Source organism: Methanosarcina sp. (assembly GCF_049706645.1).
In the GTDB taxonomy this organism is placed as follows: Archaea; Halobacteriota; Methanosarcinia; order Methanosarcinales; family Methanosarcinaceae; genus Methanosarcina.
Map to the genome: position 1 here is coordinate 15,378 of NZ_JBNAKP010000044.1, position 19,227 is coordinate 34,604.

A 19,227-nucleotide genomic window follows, 5' to 3' on the forward strand; every position below is an offset into this window, starting at 1 on the left:
TCATGGTATGCACTCAATTGTAAGTTTTAAATGGAGCTTTAGAGCCGAGCTTACGGAAAGGTGAAATTATTCTCAGGCCTTTCTACCAAATTCTGAATCCACACAGGATGGAAATCCTTTGACGAATACGGGATTGTTTGATGGATGTGATATTTTTCACCGTGTCTGAGATCACTCATTCCAGGCATAATTGTCACTTACATTGAGGTATCCCATTAGCCCTTTTGCTTCCTTTAAGAGCCTATCAACAGATAACCTTCGGTTGTTTGACTTCTGATGTATGGGCTCCACCATTACGGAAATGCAGTGAATTTAGAAACCAGGATAAATAAGGAAGGTGCTGTATAGTGGAGAAAAAGAGGATGGTTGATGAAAAGAGCAAAGATGAGCAATTAGAAACAGTTCGTGAAGATCCTGAACGTGAGTTCTTGACAACAAATCAGGGTGTTCGGGTCAGTAATACCGATATCTCACTCAAGGCCGGAGAAAGGGGGCCAACCCTGCTTGAAGATTTTCATTTCAGGGAAAAATTAACTCATTTTGACCATGAACGAATTCCCGAAAGGGTTGTTCATGCCCGGGGATCCGCAGCACATGGATATTTCCAGGTCTATGAACCTATGACGGAATATACGAGTGCGAAATTCCTGCAGGACCCCGATAAGAAAACACCTGTTTTCGTGCGGTTTTCTACTGTTGTGGGATTCAGGGGTTCAGCCGATACTGTCAGGGATGTCCGGGGTTTTGCGACAAAGTTCTACACTGAGGATGGGAACTATGACCTTGTCGGCAATAATATTCCGATATTCTTCATTCAGGATGCTATCAAGTTCCCTGACCTTGTCCATGCAATTAAACCCGAGCAAGACAACCAGATCCCTCAAGCCTCAGCAGCTCATAATACATTCTGGGACTTTGTCGCATGCCACCCCGAAAATGCTCACATGATTATGTGGGTTCTTTCCGATCGGGCGCTTCCCAGGAGCTACCGCATGATGGAGGGCTTTGGGGTTAATACCTTCCGTTTCGTTAATGAGGAGGGCAAAGGAAGATTTGTAAAGTTTCACTGGAAACCCCTGCTTGGTATTCACTCGCTTGTCTGGGACGAGACTCAAAAGATAGCGGGAAAAGATCCCGATTTTAACCGGCGTGACCTCTGGGAAGCAATTGAGATGGGACACTATCCGGAGTATGAGTTCGGAGTGCAGATTCTGGAGGAAGAGGATGAGTTTAACTTTGACTTCGATATTCTGGATCCCACCAAAATCTGGCCGGAAGAGGATGTGCCCATTAAATGGATAGGGAAGATGACTCTTAACCGTAATCCTGATAATTTCTTTGCCGAAACCGAACAGGTAGCATTCTGCCCGGCAAATGTGGTTCCTGGGATTGATTTCTCCAACGATCCGCTCCTTCAGGGGCGCCTTTTCTCATATCTCGACACGCAACTAATCCGTCTGGGTGGCCCGAATTTCCAGGAAATCCCAATTAACCGACCGCTGGCTCCAATAGCCAATAATCAGAGAGAAGGATACCACCGTACAACGATAAATAAGGGCAAAACAAGTTATTTCCCTAACACGGTAGGGGAAAATCTCCCGCGCCCAGCTTCTGCTGAAGAAGGTGGATACGTCCACTATATGGAAAAGGTGGAGGGCAAAAAAATCCGCGCCCGCAGTGAGAAATTTAAAGACTTTTACAGCCAGGCAAAATTATTCTGGAACAGTATGTCGGAGCCGGAAAAGAAACACATCATAGACGCGTTCCATTTTGAGATCGGAAAAGTCGAGGACAAGAGTATACGGAAAGCAATTGTTGACATGTTCAACAATGTGGACGGAGATCTTGCAATCGAGATTGCAAAGGGGGTAGGGGTCCCTGCTCCTGAACAGAAAGGAGGATCTCCTGTTACGAAAGAATCTCCAAATGTTAGCCAGGAGCGCTCGGAACGTACGGTGAAGAATACCATCAAGACCAGAAAAGTTGCTATCCTTGTTGCGGACGGGTATGATCATAAAGATGTCAGCCAGGTAATGCAGGCTTTGGAGGCTGGCGGAGCAAAAGCCCACATTATTTCTAAACACCAGGGGATGCTAAAGAGCGCAAGCGGAGAAAAACTTGAGGTTGATAAAAGCTATGTTACCACGGCATCAGTATTGTATGATGCCGTATACATCCCGGGAGGAAAAAAGAATATAGAGACCCTGAAGATGCAGGGAGATGCAATACATTTCGTTAATGAGGCATTCCGGCACTGCAAACCTCTGGGAGCAACCGGTGAAGGAGTTGAATTACTCAAAGCTGCAAACCTTCCCGATATACAATTTGCAGGGCAGAAGTCATCTGACAAGGTGGTCTCAAATAAGGGTGTCGTTACCGTCAAGAACGGAGGAGGCAGTAGCTCTTTTAACGATGCCTTTATTTCTGCAATTGCAAAGCACCGGCATTGGGATAGGGAAAAGAAGGAACAGGTTCCAGCCTGAACTTATTTGAGCTCCTGGATTGTTTGAGAGGAGAAAACACTCCTCTCTTCGTTTTTTAAAAATTAACCTATATCTCACCTGAGTGTCAGATTTTCAAGGGCCAGTGTATACTCCTTACCTTTGTCATTGTAGCTTATGGAATAGTTCGCAGGATAGTATGCACTTGTCGGATAGCACTCCGGAAGCTTGAGCTCTTTTGTTACCTCTGGTTTTGTCTCAAGGAAATCTATTGTAACCATCGGTTCGACAAAAACCATTTTCCCGCCATAAAACCCATAAATAAAGGTCTCATTAAAAGGCTGTCCGTTAAATTCAGGAGCTTCCTGATCTATCCAGTGTGCCCCCATTCTGGGCACTCCTCCGGGCGTGGAAACATATCCTTCCGGAATATATCTGGGCGCCGGCCCTTTTGATAAGTTCTTACAGTCTTCCCCGGACGCTGTAATTTTATCCCTTTCCTCAGGGCTTATCATATAAAAGTGGACATCAAAGTGCGGCATGTCATAAATTCCCTGAGGTTCATGACCCTGAGGGTTCCAATCAATCCCAATGTGGTTATAAGCCGTGGAAGCGGCTTCTTCTGGCAGAGCAAGTGTATACTCTACGATTTCCCCTTCTGGGAGTCCCTTCAGGGCTGATTCTGTGAAGTTTACTCCTGTTGACGACGGATTTCCTTCCCGGTCAATCGTAACCCAGGAATAGACAGTTCCGCTGCCCAGGGTTTTATTTTCTCCCTCAAACGTTCCCATTTGAGCCGGCTTCGCAATGCAATTTTCTTTTTGCGGCTGGGCCTCCCCTATTGCACAGCCGGAAAAGAGAATTGCTGCTGTAAATAGACATAAATAATATGTCATTTTTCTGTCCTTCATATTACCCCTCCCCCTACAGCGTTTTTATCTTTCTGAAACCGTGTTATGAATTCTATTTGCGTCAGGCCGTAAACACCACATCAACCCTTTCGACATCCCACAAAGACCCCAGCTTTTCCATGATATCCTCTTTTAGCGCAGGAGCAAACTGATGGTCTCCAGGCAGGTCTACTACCACTCTTACCACTCCATTTTCAATACTCATTTTCAGGATAAGGTTCGTGCGGATAATATCAAGCCCTGTCAGGGGATTCATAACGTGTTTTAGCCTCTGCCTGATAACTTCTTCGGTGGTAGGCTCTTTCTCGGTTATAAGCCCGTGTTTTTCTTCATAGTCCTTGATTGCGGCACGCAGGCCCTCAACTGCAAGCACTGAGCAGTGGGCTTTGATCGGAGGTAATCCGCCAAGTTCCTCAGCAGCCTGCTTCCAGGTTATTTTCTTTGCTTCATCGAGAGTTTTTCCGAGTGCAAGATCTGTTATAATCGAGGCTGTAGCAATGTTTGATGCGCAGCCGTAAGATTCGAATTTTGCATCTTCAATAACCTTGGTATCGGGATTGACCTTGATGTAAACTGCGACCATATCTCCGCAAGCCGGGCTGCCTTCAAGGCCTTTTCCGTCAGGATTCTCGATCTTTCCCACGTTGTGCGGGTTCTTGAAATGTTCCAGCACTTTTTGACTGTAAGGAAACTTCATTGTCTCACCTTTTTCTAATTTTACTTTCCCTGAGGTTCTGTAATCTGCTTCCTCTTGTACCATCTTCCCAAACTTTTCCATTCATTTCTTTGCAAGAGGGCTTATTTCTCGGAGCCTTGCTACTATCTCACTCATTGCTTCAATTGCCGCATCAGCATCTTCCATGCGGTTATAGCGCCCGAAGGTAAAGCGTACCGAACCATGTGCTCTCTCATGGTCTCCTCCGATACCCCTGATTACATGGCTGGCTTCAAGGGAGCGGCTAAAACAGGCAGAACCCGTGCTTACTGCAAAACCCCTCATATCCATATGCAAAGTTACGGATTCGCCTTCTACGTAGTGGAAAGTCAGGTTTGCGTTCTGAGGCAGGCGTTTTTCCCTGCTTCCGTTGAGGGTAACTTCGGGAATCTCGGAAAGGGCTTTGTCAATCACCCGATCTCTAATGGCTTTGATCCTTAGGGTTTCCTCTTCAGTTACGAGCTCTACGGCTTTTGCAAAGCCGACTGTGGATGGAATATCTTCCACCCCTGCTCTCAGGTTAAACTCCTGGAAACCTCCGTCCATGAACTTGGTTATCGGGGTGTCTTTCCGAATGTAAAGAGCACCCACTCCTCTTGGGCCGTGAATTGTGTGGCCGGACATAGTGATCAGGTCTACGGGCAATTCCTTTACACTGAGGGGAAGCCTGGTAAAGCTATGCGTAGTATCTGTATGCAGTAACACGTCTTTTTCTTCACAGATCTCTGAGATAGCTTTCAAATCCTGCACTGTTCCTATTTCCTGGTTCCCTTGCTGGATTGAAACAAGAACCGTTTCCTTTGTGATTGCATTTTTTAGCCCCTCAAGGTCTACAAACCCCTCTGAGTCCACATCAAGGTAAGTTGCACCAAAACCCTGTTTCTCGAGAGCCTTTGCTGTATTCAGCACAGGAAAATCTTCTATTTTCGAGACAATAACATGCTTTCCTTTCTTCTCTTTAAGAGCCCAGACAACCCCTTTAAGCGCGGTATTGCTTGACTCGGTGGACCCTGAAGTAAAGATAATCTCTTCCGAGTTTGCATCAAGCTTTGAAGCAATGCTTTCTCGGGACCTTTCGAGTGCTTCTTTTGCATCAATACCCATAGAATAGCCAAATTCCGATGTTGCTACCGCATAGGTATCAAAAAGATAGGGCTTCATCGCTTCAAGTACCTGCTCATCCAATCGGGTGGACGCTGCATTGTCAAGATAAGTTATATTCTCAAATATTTTTCTCCCTCCCCATATGAGATAATAAAATTTTGAATTTTACAGTTAAATCCCAGATTTTCCAGCAAATCACAACGCTTTTAAGCCGGAGAATTTCCGGAATAGTGATTTAGCTGAATACGATAGGTCTAAATCAGGTCAAATCACGAAATGATTCGCATTATCGTGAAAATTAAAAATCTAAAGCTCTCAAGCCTTAGATGAAGAGAGTTACATTAGCATTCCTTGCTTCATGAATATAGGAACCTACAGCTCCCCATTCGTCTATCCATTCCGTTCGAAGTTCTTCTTTACTTAGGCCCATGATCTCCATGGTCATTTCGCAGGCGATTATTTTTCCACCAAGTTCCTTGAAATCGTTCATCAATCTTTCAAGTGAAGCGACATTGGCTTTGTCCATTCTTTGCTTGATCATCTGCCTGCCAAGCCCCAGCATATTCATCTTGGAAAGCGGCCCCTTATCAAGCTCTCCTTTCTTCAAGCGCATTAGCCCCCAGAATGTAAAGTATATCGAGGCCTCCATACCCATTGCCAGGGCTCCGTTCGCAATTATAAGCGCGCTATATACTTTATCCATATCTCCACTGTGCAGGATAATGACCGTCTTTTCCCCCATTTCGACTCCTCTTCCGGCTTACCTCCGGATCTTTATCTCCCACTCTTTCCCTCCTTCTTTATCTTCAATATCCAGCACTTCGAGACCCATTGCCTCGCAGGCCATAGGGATTTCCTTTCTAGACGCCGGATGTGTTCCTTTCACAATAACAAGATCCCCTGGAGAGGCTTTCTTTAAGGCCTTTCTGCATTCTACCAGCGGAACCGGGCAGGTCTGCCCTCGAACATCGATTTCCACTTCTGCCACTATTCTTACCCCCCAAGTAAGAGAAAAGGAAGGATCCTAACAACAGTTCTGCCTGCTGTCTTTCCCTAAAATTCATTATATTCCAAAAAATATATTATCGTTTCGTATTGAAATTCCTATCTGGGAATTCTCCCTGTTATTCTGAGCTAGCTTTCTTTTCAGAGCGCTTTCCTGAGCTTTTCTGCAACTTCTTTCAGATTGGTAGTATCAGGCTCGGTCCATACTATTGATTTTATTCCTCTTCCGCCGTCTCCTTTTCTTCTGGGAATGACGTGTACGTGTACATGGGGAATTTCCTGGCCAGCGACTTTTCCATTATTGATCCCTATATTTGACCCTTCTGCCGAAAATGCCTTCTCAACTGCAGCCGTAATCTTTCTTGCAGCCTCGAAAAGCGAAGCAACACTTTCCGCATCCATATCAGTGAACCTGCTGAAGTGCTTTTTAGGAGCCACCAGAGTATGCCCTTCACTCGCCGGAAAAACATCGAGAAATGCAAAAACGGTATCGTCTTCGTATACCTTATCTGAATGAATTTCCCCCGCTATTATTTTGCAAAAAAGGCAGTCTTCCATCATAACCATATCCCCTAGAGTTTTAGGGGATACACTTATATCAGGGTTCTGTTCCTTTGGCAACCTATAATTAGAATTAAAAATTAAAATAATTACTTGCTCCCTATCTTATCGAACCGGGAGCAATCCGAAAATCTCCAAAAATTCGTCTTCTTGAGCCTCAACCGTTGGGCCGCAACCGTTGCGCCGGTTGATCACGCCGTTGCCAGGGGTTTTTGATCAAACTTTTTTTAAAAAAGTTTGCGATCAAGCCTTTTTTGAAGAGGCTTGCGCTGCGACGTTTTATCACGCAGCTTCCAGGGTTTTTGATCAAACTTTTTTTGAAAAAGTTTGCGCTTAAGCTTAGACGTTATCGGGTTTTATTATCAAGTTCGGTGAAATTCCGGAAGACCCTGGAAGGACTCGATTCCTTCTCGAAAATAAGTTATTAAATGTTTAACTATATATTTAATAATAATTAAATCAAATTTATTATAATAACTGTGACTTGTATTTACTTCATTATTGGGGGTGGAAATAATAGCTAGAGTTTTAGGTGGCGCACTGATAGGTATGGTCTGTACTTTTGTCTTTTATTTTATTCCATTAGTAAATTCTATAGCCCCTTTACTGGGCGGTCTTTTAGGAGGCTATTATGCAGACGGAGGTTCCGGAGGGGGACTTAAAACCGGAGTTTTGATGACTGTTTTCATGATTATTCCGGGTTTTCTCCTTGGAGGCGTTCTTGGATCGATACTCAGAGATGCTCCTGTTCTTGGAGGATTCGTAGCAGCCTCTGCATTTATAATTACGATGGTTATTGTAGCTCATACAGCCTTGCTAGGTATAATTGGATCGGTAATTGGGGCTGCTCTGGCTGAAAGGGGTGCAATCTGACAGCCTTATCTCCTTTCGAGTTGAAATTCGATAACTCTAATTCGATAACTCTATAATCTCTAAAAATATCTATGTTAAGTCGATTAGGTTGAGGAGGTTATCCGGTTACGGCAGATTTTTTTACCTGACCGGTTTTCTGGAATTTTCGGCTAAAGCATATCTATAATCCTGATAAGTATATATGTTGAGGCGCTTACTAAAAATTACCAGAAAAGTAGAAAAGTAATTAGCCGGATGACGGAGAGCAGGATTCTTCGGGTAAAAACCTGCTTTTCCTTACTTTTATTCTAAAAAATAGAACATGAAGAAAAAGTTTTTCAGATCTTTTTCTTCAAAATAAAGTACTCTACAAGAATCATGAACAGGGGCAGAGAGATTGCCATAAGTATTTTGGCCTTTCCCATAGGGTTTTTGAGTAGACTGCTCTCTTCTGCGCTTCCGTTCAGGTTACTCTCTTTTCTCTCACTGTTCCAGGTTCTTAAAGTCTCCTTTATGTTTCCTTCTCCTGTCGTTTCCTGTGTGATTTTCTCATCTGCTGTATATTCAGTTATTGCAAAACAGGAAAAACCAGGCGTTTCCGCTTTAAGATAAACATAATTACTGTCTTCGCTGACTTTTTCTGTGTAAAGAGGCTGCCAGCCTTTATCGTACCAGTTAAGGGTTATAAGGGACTGGTTAATATTATTCTCTTTAATCCATGCCTTCTTAACCTTAAACTCTATAAACCCGTCTTTAAAAGAACTAGGAAGTCCTGCTCCGTCATCTCCCACCCAGATATTCACATGTTTATATATCCTGCCAGGAGGTAGTTTTGGGACAAAAACAGATTTATTTTTGAGTTCTTCTACAATTGTTGTTGTTCTTTTAAATGTCTTCTTTGGGTAAAATTCGACGTATGTAATACATGTGGCATTTTCCACGAAATCGAACTTGACTGGGTAACCATTTATAATGTGCCTGGTGGAAAGCTCTTTTGCATCAATATTGCTGACCGGCTCTTTAGAAGTAGTGCCGCTTCCTGCACTGCTACTGGAAGAACGGGAACTTCCACCCCCTCCGCTGCTGCTTGGAACTGTTTCTTTAGAAACTGTCACAGTTCTTGTAAATTCATTATTAGTTTCTTCAGTTTCGGATATAATGCCTTCGGCATCCACAATTGCTTTTACTCCCATTTGCCCTTCTTTTCCAGGAGTCCAGGAAAAAGTACTGCTTGTCGTGTTGCCTGCAGAAAGTGAGGATACCGGTATTTTCCCGCTATACGTTTCGTTTGTCCCGTTGATACTATATTTAAGTTCGTTACTCGATGCATTGCCAGGCCCATTGTTTCTTATTGATGCTGTGAAGGTTATGTTCTCTCCTGGCTGCGGGGTTTCCGGATTTGAGGAAATAGACTCGATCTCCAGGTCAGGGAGTATAACTTTGACATTCATTACTTTTAATAGCTCATTATTAGTCTCATTGCTCTCATACACAGCCATTCCGGAATCAACAAGTACTTTCACTTCCATTGGTCCTCCTTTATCCGGAGTCAGGGAAAATGAAACATCTGTACCTGCTTCCTGTAAGAGGGCTGGAACGCGAATATTCTCACTTGCAGCTTTCCCGTTAATATAATATTTTGCTACAACCTCTTCCGAGGGAGTTGTACCCTGATTCTTTATTTTCACGGTAAAATTTGAGAGTTTTCCTACCTGAAGATCACCCTGCTCAGGCAAGATATCTTTAACTATCAGGTCCGGAAGAAATACCTCTGCAACGGTTACATTACCTGTTTCCTGGTTGTTCTCTTCATTACTCTCATTTACAAGGTTTCCCTCATCGACCACAGCTTTTATCTCAATAGTTCCTTCTGAAACGGGAACCCATAATTCTGAAAACAACTCACTATTTTCCCCCGCGAGGAGTGGGGGAATATCCCTTTCTCTAAACAGATTTCCGTCTATATAGAGTTTCAGCTTCGTTTCTTCTGAAGCCAATGTCCCTTGGTTATTCACGCCTATTTCAATATTCTGATATTCTCCAGGCTCAGATTTTTCAGGATGCTTGAAAGTATCTATTATTAGATCCGGGAGTCCGGCATTTTTAAATGTTAAGGACTTTGTTTTTTCGTTATTGCTTTCGTCAGCCTCAGGCACTGAGTCGGCTTCATCGATTTTTGCAGTTACTTCTACTGTACCTTCTTCAGTCTCTGGTTTCCATGAAAATGAGATTTGCTCGCTCTGCCCAGCTTCCATTTCAGGGACTTCGCTGTCTCCTATGCGGCTTTCGTTAATAGAATAAGCCAGGTTTGTTGCTTCTGAGGTCCCCGTTCCATTATTTTTTACTGATGCTATAATATCCACTTTTTGTCCGGGTTCCGGATTCTCAGGATCAAACGAGAGACTCTCAATCACCAGATCAATAATAGTCAAATTTCCGTTGTCCTCAGACTCTGTATCATTATCTTCCGCTGCAGATGCCATGCCCGGGATTGTTCCAGGAATTATTAGCCCTATCAATAACACGCAGATTAGAGAATTAAGAAAACCAGTTTTCATTTTTACAGGCCTCCGCCCCCTCAGTAACCAGGATATCTGGTACGTCAGCAACTGATTAACAGGTGATCACCTGATTCATAGAATAACGTTCCTGATCTTTACTCTTGAGTAAATTTTTCCAGTGCACTCCTTACAGAATATTTTATTATCCTTCCACGCAAAATACTTGCTATATAAACTTTTAATACTTTATATTTAAAGCTCAACTCTATGAATTAACTTATTTCCTTCAGAGGTTTCTCCAGATGAGAGCAAATTCAGTTGCGTATATTGTTTTCCTTCCACGTTTCTTTATGTAAGAGGTCGGGATGAAAGATACGATGTAATAATTTTTTATCTTATAGCTTTTATGTTATAGTTTCTATGCGATAACTTTTATGCGATAATTTTTATGTGATAATCTTTTTATTTTTTAGTCAACATTTTTCTGGTGATTTTTCATCGGTTAGCTAACGTATTCAAAGTTCCATATCGGAAAGCCTTTTATTTCTCCCTTCTCAAGATGCTCAAGCTCATGAGCTGCGCTATATGCAGGTGTACCTTTCAGGCGTATGTGTCTTTTCTTCATTTCCCCTATCCTTATCGTCCTGAGATCCGGGTTAACTTCTGCAAATATCACCTTTTTCGCCCTCAGGCTTACGCAGTAAGGTCTTTCGACCAATTCTCTTTCTTCTCTGGCTCCGCACTTTTCGAGCCTGTAGATCACTCCTTCTTTCTCTACGATTTCAGGCTCGATAAAGAGGTATATCTTTTCCAGAGTATAGCCAGTCTTACTTTCGTCATTATAATAGGTGATAACATCCTTTACTGCAATACTCCTTGTTTCCTCGGAGGCATAGCTCCAGGACCCTCCTGATTTTAGCGAAAGCAAAAAAGGAAGAAAGACCTCCTCCTGAATTCCAAAACTGGAGATTATATTTTTTTCCTGGGCTGAAAATTTGAAGATTGCTCGAATTTCCTCAGCATCCATACTCATCTCCCCTTTCAAGGAATTGAATATCAAGTTTATTTAATCCTTTTCCTTTGCGCATAATGAATAAACATAACAGAATATATTCAGAAAACCATGTTTAGAAGGCTGTGGAGCATTAAAATAAGATAAAAAACCAGAACCATGAATATTTAAATAATTTAAAATTGGTAATCCCTGGAACATTGAAATAAAGTAAAGTTCAATAAGCCCTCAATGTTAAATTAAAAAGCTTGAATAAGAGAGCAAAATAGAAAGTAATAAAACGTGGATTTTAATCAAGGTAATGTTAAAAAACCGGATTATAATCAAAGTTCATAAAAACATAAAATAAAAAAGTAGATTAAAAGATGAAATAAAAGTTATAATAAGGTTTAGACAATTAGATATTTTCTGTCTTTGATTTGAGTTCTGCTATCAACACCAAGTATTCCGGCAATCTCGATACCTTCACTTCCTACCTCGGCAAGCTGGGTGTAGATTTCGGTCTTTGTTATATACTTTTCAGTCCGTGTGCCATCAGCTTCTTCCATTTTGATGGTTATCTCTTCCTTATTGTGTCCTTTTGCCAGGCACTCCTGAACGATCACGCCATACTGCTCGGCAATCACTTTCAGGCAATCGAAGATCTGGTTGGTGGAGACCGCATCCTCTTCGTCAAGAAGGACTTTTGAAAGGGTATAAGTGCGAATATTTGCCCTGAAATAAGCCTGAACTTTTACAGGAATTCTGGCCAGGCTTTCCATATCAATAAAAGCCCCAAGCTCTTTGTCAGCGGTGATTTCCTTATCGTCTTCATATACGAAGTACCTGTGATCTCCGCCTTCTATCCTGAATTTCCGGTTTGCCTTTTTATTTTCAAGGGTTATGCGTACGTTTTTCTGGGTATCATATTCCAGGAAAGTTACAAGGAATTCGGAAAGGTCCTGCATTTTTATTTTTTCTTCTTTTCGCAGGATACCGGCCCGTGTCCACCCTGGCAGGCTTAAGTTTCCAAGCAGTTTTTCTACTGTCAGGACCTCTTCTGTAAAGCCGAGCCTGTAATGATACTGCAAGCCTGAGACCCAACCTTCCATTTCTCCTGAAATGCCAACTGTACTGCTGGAAAGTTCAAATCTCTTTTCAGCTCCGTAAACCCCTGAGATTAAAAACTTGCTAAGAACTTCAAGTATTTTCCCTTCAAATCTTTTATATTCAGAAGGAGTTCCGTTTTCGATTTTTGCGTACTCGGCTTCGAGGATCTCTCTCCTTTTCCCGAGATTCTCACTGCAGGTTTGCAGGACTGCATTAGTACAGGGTATAACATCCTCGATATCAGCTTCGTTTACTAATTTTTTGAGTAAGATCTCAAGCTTCTCTTCAAAGTTATTTATTCCTTCTATTCTGCTCTTCAATTCATGGAGTGCTTCTTTATGCTTGCACTTTATCTCTATTATGGAGTTTTCCAGAGGGATTACTCGGGAAGTTATATCTAAAAAAGTTTTCAGATCCTCAATGAAATCCCGCTGTACAGGCAGTTCCGTAGAGTCCTGGTAAATATATTTCATAAAAGCACCCTGGATAGCTAAACATCCTTCAAATATTCTATGATCTATAGCTATATAACATTTTATCCAAGGGCTTCCTCCATTTCCAGAAGAAGTCTCTTCTCTAAATGAACAATTTTACGTGAACATGGGTCTTATGCTTTGGACTCATGTTTCATACTTATACTTTCTCTGAAGTGGCCGAGAAGCGCCCGGCCATCTCCGTAACTTAGAGCAGAACTTTCCGGACAGAGTCCAGTATCTCATTTATATACTTTGCGGCTGAATTTTTCAGATCCATAGGATGGACAGTTTCTGCTACAAAAGCATTTTCCATTTCTTCGTAACTGGTATACGTTATATTTCCACCGAATTTCTCAGGCCTCTCTATGACAACGGTTTCGTATCTGGGGAATATGTGGTAGCGGAAAAGGGCCAGAATCGGGTTTTCTTCCGTATCCCCTATCTTGCAGTAGGCTTTCTTAAACTTTCTATAGATTTCTTCTTCGGAGTCGTCCACTGAAATGAAATTGTCCTTTGAAGAAGCCATTTTGGTTCCGTCCAGTCCGACGAGAATTGGGGTGTGAATGCAGATAGGTGTTTCAAATCCCAGACTCTTTAAATTTTCACGGGCAAGCATATGGATTTTTCTCTGGTCAATACCTCCAACCGCGATATCAACTCCGAGCATGGCAATGTCAACAGCCTGCATCAATGGATAAACCATCTGGGAAACCGTTGGGTCATCCATAGCACGCCCGACTTCATCCATACTCCTGCGTGCCCGATTCAGAGTTACTGCCCTTGAAAGTTTGAGAACATTTAACATGTACTCTGCCCCAAGCTGATAGTCAGACCCATAAACGAAATCAGTTTTTTCTTCATCAAGCCCGAGGGCGATAAAGCAGCGCCTGTTATAATCTGCGATTTTTCTGACCTCTTCAAGCGTGCCTTTTCTATTGAGATAAGCGTGTACGTCCGCAAGCAGGACTGTAATTTCAAATCCGGCCTTCTGCAGATCAATCAGTTTATTTACCGTAAGAACATGCCCCATATGGATTTTCCCGCTTGGTTCGTATCCTACATAGGCACGGGGAGCTTCTTTTTTATTAAGAAGTTCTTCAAGTTCACCTTCAGTTACAATTTCCTGAACATTCCTTTTTATAAGTTCGAGTCTGTCCATTGCCTCTACATTCCTTTTCTTTTCTTATCCTCAAAAACCTAGTTTCTATTAATAAGTTTCTGTAAAAACGCCATGCCTTCTTCGGATTTAAACTTCGGGATTTCCCAGTTCTGAATGACCTTTCTACGCAGAGATTTTACCTCTTTACCAAGCACAGGATTAAAGCCAGAGATTTCGTATTCCTCTCTCAAAATAATAACTCCTCTCCTCTGCCAGGCAGGAAGTGTCGCAAGATTGATTCCTCTCTCAAAAAGCATTTCGTGGATTTCCCATTCTTTTTTTCCTTTGAGATATTTTGAAGCCTCAGTCTTATCTATTCCTTCATTTCTCAGCGTATAATATCCCCAGGCTGCCACAAAATTGCGCCAGGCTTCAAGCTGCCTCCAGTGAAAATATGCAGGAATCTCTTCTTTTTGAAGAGCCACTATCCTGGAATCAAAGGCCACAGGTTTTTCAAGCTGCAGGTTTATCGTAAGTGCGCTTCCCAGAAAGCTTGCCGTAACAGAGTCAATTTTTTCCACTCTTCCCTCAAAAGGAAGTTCCATGAAGATAAAACTGATTTCATCCGAAAAGGTATAGGCAACGAGAGGGCTTAAACCACTTTTCTTAATAAAAAGTTCAGCAGTATCCGCCATCGCCCTGGCGAAAGTTTGATCATAGGGTTTTCTAAAGCCCAGGCCCGAAAGCGTATTTTTAAAATTCCTGCCGTCAGCGCGCACAACCACTGGGGGGATACAGCGCATTTCAGCATAGATTTCCCGGTCTTTCATGTACCTTTCGAGATTTACTTAATCTTCTTTTCGCTTTTTGTATCTCTGGATAACGTCTCTTACTATAATGATATCTGCTGCCGTTATAACCCATCGGTAAGGAATAATTACGCCTCTGCTAGTAAGGTCAAAAAGTTCCCTATTAATATCCGAAATAGCAAGCCCGGTAATTTTCTGTTCCTCTATATCTATTACGAGGTCCTGCAACTTCCCTACATAAACACCAGTGTTTGTGTATATGTTTAAACCAAAAAGTGATGTAAGTTCTGAGCGCATTATATCCCTGCTTTGTAAATTAATTTAAATCTTTCTCCTAACCTTATATGAAAAACATACTTATATATCTTACAGTTTTACCGGCTTTATATAATTACCAGTTTTATTTCGCATTTCCAGGTAAAATTGGAATCTCAGTCATTATTATACTAAATCCTTTTATTTAAATTAGCGAGAGATAAAAGTGGTTTTAGCTTTATTAAATTCGTTATCCGATGTTTGAATAAGGAGAGGGAGCTTTAACTTTTAAACTGTTTTTGCCTTCACTTGCTCGAAGAGTACAGCTTATTAACCATTTCCCTCTAACTACCCCGAAGAGAATGACACCTTTTAATGATATCCTTTTGAGAATTTTTCTGGCTCACAGGTAAATTCTGAGCTACCTGTGAGCAGAAATCTTTAGTCTTTTTTATAACCATAACCTTTCTTTTTACTCTAATTTGCTTACTTTTGAATTTCAGTTTATTTCTTATTTCAATTTATTCTCTCATACTTCCAGCTGTGAAATCACATTTCGAATAGTTTCTGAAGATTTCCTGAGGATTTCGTACTGGTTCTCATCGAGCTTGAGTTCAAGGATTTCTTCAACTCCGGATGCCCCAAGTTTCACGGGTACACCGAAGTAAATACCTTCCTGCCCGTACTGTCCTTCCAGGTAAGCCGAAGCAGGCAATATTCTCTTTGAGTCTTTAATCACAGCTTCCGCCATCGAGACGATAGCTGCCGAGGGGGCATAAAAAGCACTGCCCTGTTTAAGGAGTTCCACGATTTCTGCTCCTCCGTTTACTGTCCTCTCTACCAGCCTGGCAATTTTATCGCCTGAAAGCAGATCAGTGAGCGGAACTCCTGATACTGTTGTATACTGGGGGAGAGGAACCATAAGATCTCCATGTCCTCCTATAACCATCGCCTGTACATCTTTTTTCGAGCACTTCAGCTCTTCTGCAATAAAGCTTGCAAAACGTCCCGAATCGAGAACCCCGCTCATTCCGAATACTTTCTTCGTCTCAAAGCCTGTTGATTTCATGGCTACGTAGGTTATAATGTCAAGCGGATTTGTTACACTAATTACTATGGATTCTGGAGCATATTTTGCAATATTTTTAGATACTTCTTTTATTATTTTGGAGTTTGTCTTGATAAGATCTTCCCGAGTCATTCCGGGTTTTCTTGCGATCCCTGCTGTAATAATTACAAGGTCAGAATCTGCGATATCTGCATAGTCATTGGTCCCAAGTATAGACGTGTCGTAACCCTTTATTGCACCTGCTTGCATTAGATCAAGGGCCTTGCCTTGAGGCAATCCTTCCACGATATCTGTCATGACAATTTCGCCAAGTTCAAGTTCAACTAGCCGCTGGACTGTAGTCGCCCCTACATTTCCTGCACCAATCACGGAGATTTTAGCCATTAACTGTACACCTTTGTTAAACAATTTATTTTAAGGTAATTTCTGAACTTCCAACTTTAAAAATTTATCCTGTAATATGACTTTTTATTCTCGGTTCACTACGATTTTTATATTTATCTATGCTCGCATCTTTATAATGTTTCTTTTCGTTTAGTTCTTGAATTTATTGTCTTTTCTTTCGAACACTTTCAGATTTCATGCAGTATTTTTATTAAATATTACCCCCAAATGGTTCAGGGGAAACATGCTGAATAATACATACATTCATATTCCAGGTATAGGGAAAGGCCTTGAGCAAAAAATCTGGGCTCAAGGAATACACACATGGGAAGAATTCCTTGAGATGGAAGACAGGATCTCCATACCTTCATCACGAAAAGCCAGAATCTGTCAAGAGGTAAGGAAATCTTCTGAACACCTGGCAGCAAAAGATCATTGCTTTTTTTCACAATGCCTTCCTTCTGCAGAACACTGGAGGGCATATTCCTTATTTACCGATTCTGCCGCATTCGTAGATATTGAAACAACGGGACTTTCTAAGTCCAGGGATAAAATAACCATTGTGGGAATTTACAACGGAAAAGAATCAAAGGTCTACATAAAGGATATTAATCTTGATGATATCGTAGAAGAGTTTTCAAAGTATAGGCTGCTTGTATCCTTCAACGGTGCTCGTTTCGATCTACCTTTCATAAAATCCGAATTTCCCGAAATTGAGTTCAAGCAGCTCCATATAGACCTCATGTACCCTTTAAGGCGAATAGGGTATAACGGGGGTCTAAAAAACATAGAAAAGTCGCTTGGAATCTCTCGAAGTGATGGTACCGAGGGTTTAACAGGATTCGATGCCGTAAGGCTCTGGAGACAATATGAGAAAGGAGATCAGGAAGCTCTGGACAAACTAATTAAATATAACCGCGAAGATATAGTTAATCTGAAAACTATTATAGAGCTTACCTATCCTAGAATGGTTGAAAACGCTCTGAGGACCTGAGAGATAAAGTGTTTCAGGTTGGGATTGACAAGAGGTAAAATATCAGGCAGCAACTATAATATTTCCGTCAGTTGATTTATATACTTATATTGCTGTTTCTGGTAGTCGACTCTGGTAATGTATTGGCAGCTTTATGGCAATTCTTGTTTGCAATTTGAATATTATCTATATGCTCTGGTAGGAAAGGGGAATTCAATGGAAGTAACACTGAAGTTCGGGGATAAAGTCACTGTGGCAGATGTAAGAAAACTCCACGACATGGAAGACGTAGTGTTTGATAGGGAGTGGTTTGAAGAAACAGCGGAAAGAAATCGAGATGTATACTACATGTTCCGGGACCTTGCGAAAAGCGACTCTGACCTTGACGCAATTAAAGCTCATCATCTAAGATATGACATTACTGTAATCCCCCCTCGAATGCTTGGATCGGAATATATCAAAACTGTAGGTCACTACCATCCGCACGTTCCAGGAACAGACATTTCTTATCCTGAGATCTATCAGGTACTTGAAGGTTCTGCTACCTATCTCCTTCAAAAGGTAAAAAACGGAGAGGAAGATCTTGTTCTGGATGTTGTAGTCATCACAGCGGAGAAAGGAGATTTAGTGCTTGTTCCTCCTGGATATGGGCATGTGACTATAAACGCCTCCGAAAATACTCTTGAAATGGCAAACTGGGTTTGCCGTGAATTTTCCTCGGTTTATGAGCCTATAAAAAGACTTTCCGGAGCTTCTTACTTCCTTCTTAAGGATGGCTTTGTCAAAAATCCGCTCTACAGGAATATTCCGCCTATCCGTCATCTTAAGCCTCTTGCATACAATGAGCTCGGATTAGATCCCGGAGAAAGTATGTATGAACTTATAAATAAAGTTGAAAAACTCAGGTTTTTGACAGCTCCACAGGATTTTACAGGATTCTTAACAGGAGTGCTCTGAAAAAAGTTTTTCTCAGCTTAAACGGACTGTATTTTTATTTTCTCTTTCAGTGCCTTTCTCTCTGAAAATCCTTACTTTTTATTTTTTTCTATCCCTAAGGTAGAATCCAATTCAGGCAGCAGGTGATATTCCAGAAAATAATCAATAAGGGCCAAAGAATATATTGCGGCTACGAATACGTAACTTATATTAGGTATAAATACTTTCAATTACTGGAGGTTTGAAATGCAAAAAAATGGATACCGTATTCAATTTACATCATCCAGAATTAAGGATCTCATGTACAGGACTACGTTTGATCCTAAAAAAATGGATGGAGATATTATACTTAATCTCTCACTTATTGATAAAAAAGATCTGGATGACGTGCTTGGGATCTTTAAGATGGTAATTTCAAGTGGGCTTTCGGTAACTCCGTATGTTAAGATAATTTCCGAGGGAGAATCTATCGGAGACCTGACTATTGAAAAAGGAAAGGTAGGTATCGGGACAGTATGCAGTATTACGATTGACGGCGTACTGCTAAAGGCAGGAATTCCTATAAATCCTAAACTTGGAGGAGTTGTTCAGATCCGAAGTGGAATTCCGGTGCGTTTTACTGATGTGCTGACCTATGTAAGTACGACTGTAGATCCGCTTGAAATCCTGATGTCACAGGGTATTACTTCTGTGTCGGAAATGCTCAGGACAGGTTCAGGCAAGATTCTGGCAAACCTGAGGGAAGCTCCTATGGTTGCAAGAGATGAAATCGAAAGCTGCCTTTCTGACCTTCTGGATGCAGGTTTCAGTGGAATTCTCGAAGTCGGGGAACCAAATACACGGGTCCTGGATGTTCCCATCGAGAGAGATCATCTCGGAATAGTTGTCATAGGAGGGACAAATCCTATGGCTGTTGTACAGGAATATGGGATTTCCATAGATACCAGTGCAATGTCAAGGCTAATTTCATTCAAAGAGATGAGCAGGATTGAAGATCTGGTTTAAGGCTCAATGGTAAATCTTATTCTAAAAATC

The 19,227-nt window shown here is 41.7% G+C and carries 18 protein-coding genes; 5 read left to right on the top strand and 13 right to left on the bottom strand.

Going from position 1 to position 19,227, the window contains the following annotated elements:
* Positions 1-362 precede the first annotated feature (362 nt).
* Positions 363-2,483 carry a catalase gene (locus tag ACPK8D_RS14445; protein ID WP_424718558.1) on the top strand — a complete coding sequence of 707 codons (2,121 nt, stop codon included), beginning with the start codon at positions 363-365 and terminating at the stop codon, positions 2,481-2,483.
* 74 nt (positions 2,484-2,557) lie between these two features.
* On the opposite strand, the gene ACPK8D_RS14450 is transcribed toward ACPK8D_RS14445, so the two are convergent.
* From ACPK8D_RS14450 to ACPK8D_RS14475, 6 genes are all read right to left on the bottom strand, one after another.
* Positions 2,558-3,352, bottom strand: coding sequence for a DUF5602 domain-containing protein (locus tag ACPK8D_RS14450; RefSeq protein WP_424718559.1), 795 nt, complete (start codon positions 3,350-3,352; stop codon positions 2,558-2,560).
* 61 nt (positions 3,353-3,413) lie between these two features.
* On the bottom strand, positions 3,414-4,049 hold the full coding sequence (locus ACPK8D_RS14455) for an iron-sulfur cluster assembly scaffold protein (RefSeq protein ID WP_424718578.1): 636 nt from the start codon (positions 4,047-4,049) through the stop codon (positions 3,414-3,416).
* Between the two features lie 81 nt (positions 4,050-4,130).
* Positions 4,131-5,285: a cysteine desulfurase family protein gene (locus ACPK8D_RS14460; protein WP_424718579.1), complete on the bottom strand. Its 1,155-nt coding sequence runs from the start codon at positions 5,283-5,285 to the stop codon at positions 4,131-4,133.
* Between the two features lie 208 nt (positions 5,286-5,493).
* Positions 5,494-5,913, bottom strand: coding sequence for a DsrE/DsrF/DrsH-like family protein (locus tag ACPK8D_RS14465; RefSeq protein ID WP_424718560.1), 420 nt, complete (start codon positions 5,911-5,913; stop codon positions 5,494-5,496).
* Positions 5,914-5,931: 18 nt separating this feature from the next.
* Positions 5,932-6,159, bottom strand: coding sequence for a sulfurtransferase TusA family protein (locus ACPK8D_RS14470; protein WP_424718561.1), 228 nt, complete (start codon positions 6,157-6,159; stop codon positions 5,932-5,934).
* Between the two features lie 158 nt (positions 6,160-6,317).
* Positions 6,318-6,737 (bottom strand): HIT family protein, encoded by a 420-nt coding sequence (locus ACPK8D_RS14475; protein ID WP_424718580.1) that lies wholly within the window; start codon positions 6,735-6,737, stop codon positions 6,318-6,320.
* A 507-nt stretch (positions 6,738-7,244) separates the two neighbouring features.
* Between ACPK8D_RS14475 and ACPK8D_RS14480 the strand changes: the two genes are divergently transcribed.
* Positions 7,245-7,610: a DUF5518 domain-containing protein gene (locus ACPK8D_RS14480; RefSeq protein WP_424718581.1), complete on the top strand. Its 366-nt coding sequence runs from the start codon at positions 7,245-7,247 to the stop codon at positions 7,608-7,610.
* A 317-nt stretch (positions 7,611-7,927) separates the two neighbouring features.
* On the opposite strand, the gene ACPK8D_RS14485 is transcribed toward ACPK8D_RS14480, so the two are convergent.
* The 7 genes from ACPK8D_RS14485 to mdh form a co-directional block, all read right to left on the bottom strand.
* Positions 7,928-10,147, bottom strand: coding sequence for a CARDB domain-containing protein (locus ACPK8D_RS14485; protein ID WP_424718562.1), 2,220 nt, complete (start codon positions 10,145-10,147; stop codon positions 7,928-7,930).
* Between the two features lie 445 nt (positions 10,148-10,592).
* A complete protein-coding gene (locus tag ACPK8D_RS14490; RefSeq protein WP_424718563.1) occupies positions 10,593-11,117 on the bottom strand; it encodes a RimK/LysX family protein in 525 nt (174 codons plus the stop codon).
* 374 nt (positions 11,118-11,491) lie between these two features.
* Complete coding sequence (locus ACPK8D_RS14495; RefSeq protein ID WP_424718564.1) at positions 11,492-12,664, bottom strand: chromosome segregation ATPase; 1,173 nt, start codon at positions 12,662-12,664, stop codon at positions 11,492-11,494.
* A gap of 208 nt (positions 12,665-12,872) precedes the next feature.
* Positions 12,873-13,826: a tyrosine--tRNA ligase gene (locus tag ACPK8D_RS14500; RefSeq protein WP_424718565.1), complete on the bottom strand. Its 954-nt coding sequence runs from the start codon at positions 13,824-13,826 to the stop codon at positions 12,873-12,875.
* 38 nt (positions 13,827-13,864) lie between these two features.
* Positions 13,865-14,596: a tRNA(His) guanylyltransferase Thg1 family protein gene (locus ACPK8D_RS14505; RefSeq protein WP_424718566.1), complete on the bottom strand. Its 732-nt coding sequence runs from the start codon at positions 14,594-14,596 to the stop codon at positions 13,865-13,867.
* 18 nt (positions 14,597-14,614) lie between these two features.
* On the bottom strand, positions 14,615-14,872 hold the full coding sequence (locus ACPK8D_RS14510) for a PRC-barrel domain-containing protein (protein WP_424718567.1): 258 nt from the start codon (positions 14,870-14,872) through the stop codon (positions 14,615-14,617).
* A 487-nt stretch (positions 14,873-15,359) separates the two neighbouring features.
* Positions 15,360-16,283, bottom strand: coding sequence for a malate dehydrogenase (gene mdh / locus ACPK8D_RS14515; RefSeq protein ID WP_424718568.1), 924 nt, complete (start codon positions 16,281-16,283; stop codon positions 15,360-15,362).
* A gap of 244 nt (positions 16,284-16,527) precedes the next feature.
* Here mdh and ACPK8D_RS14520 point away from each other — a divergent pair, with 244 nt between their 5' ends.
* The 3 genes from ACPK8D_RS14520 (at position 16,528) to nrpRII (ending at position 19,197) form a co-directional block, all read left to right on the top strand.
* Complete coding sequence (locus tag ACPK8D_RS14520) at positions 16,528-17,277, top strand: ribonuclease H-like domain-containing protein (RefSeq protein ID WP_424718569.1); 750 nt, start codon at positions 16,528-16,530, stop codon at positions 17,275-17,277.
* Positions 17,278-17,472: 195 nt separating this feature from the next.
* Positions 17,473-18,213 (top strand): glucose-6-phosphate isomerase family protein, encoded by a 741-nt coding sequence (locus ACPK8D_RS14525; protein WP_424718570.1) that lies wholly within the window; start codon positions 17,473-17,475, stop codon positions 18,211-18,213.
* A 225-nt stretch (positions 18,214-18,438) separates the two neighbouring features.
* Positions 18,439-19,197: a global nitrogen regulator NrpRII gene (gene nrpRII, locus ACPK8D_RS14530; RefSeq protein ID WP_424718571.1), complete on the top strand. Its 759-nt coding sequence runs from the start codon at positions 18,439-18,441 to the stop codon at positions 19,195-19,197.
* The last annotated feature ends 30 nt before the right edge of the window (positions 19,198-19,227 follow it).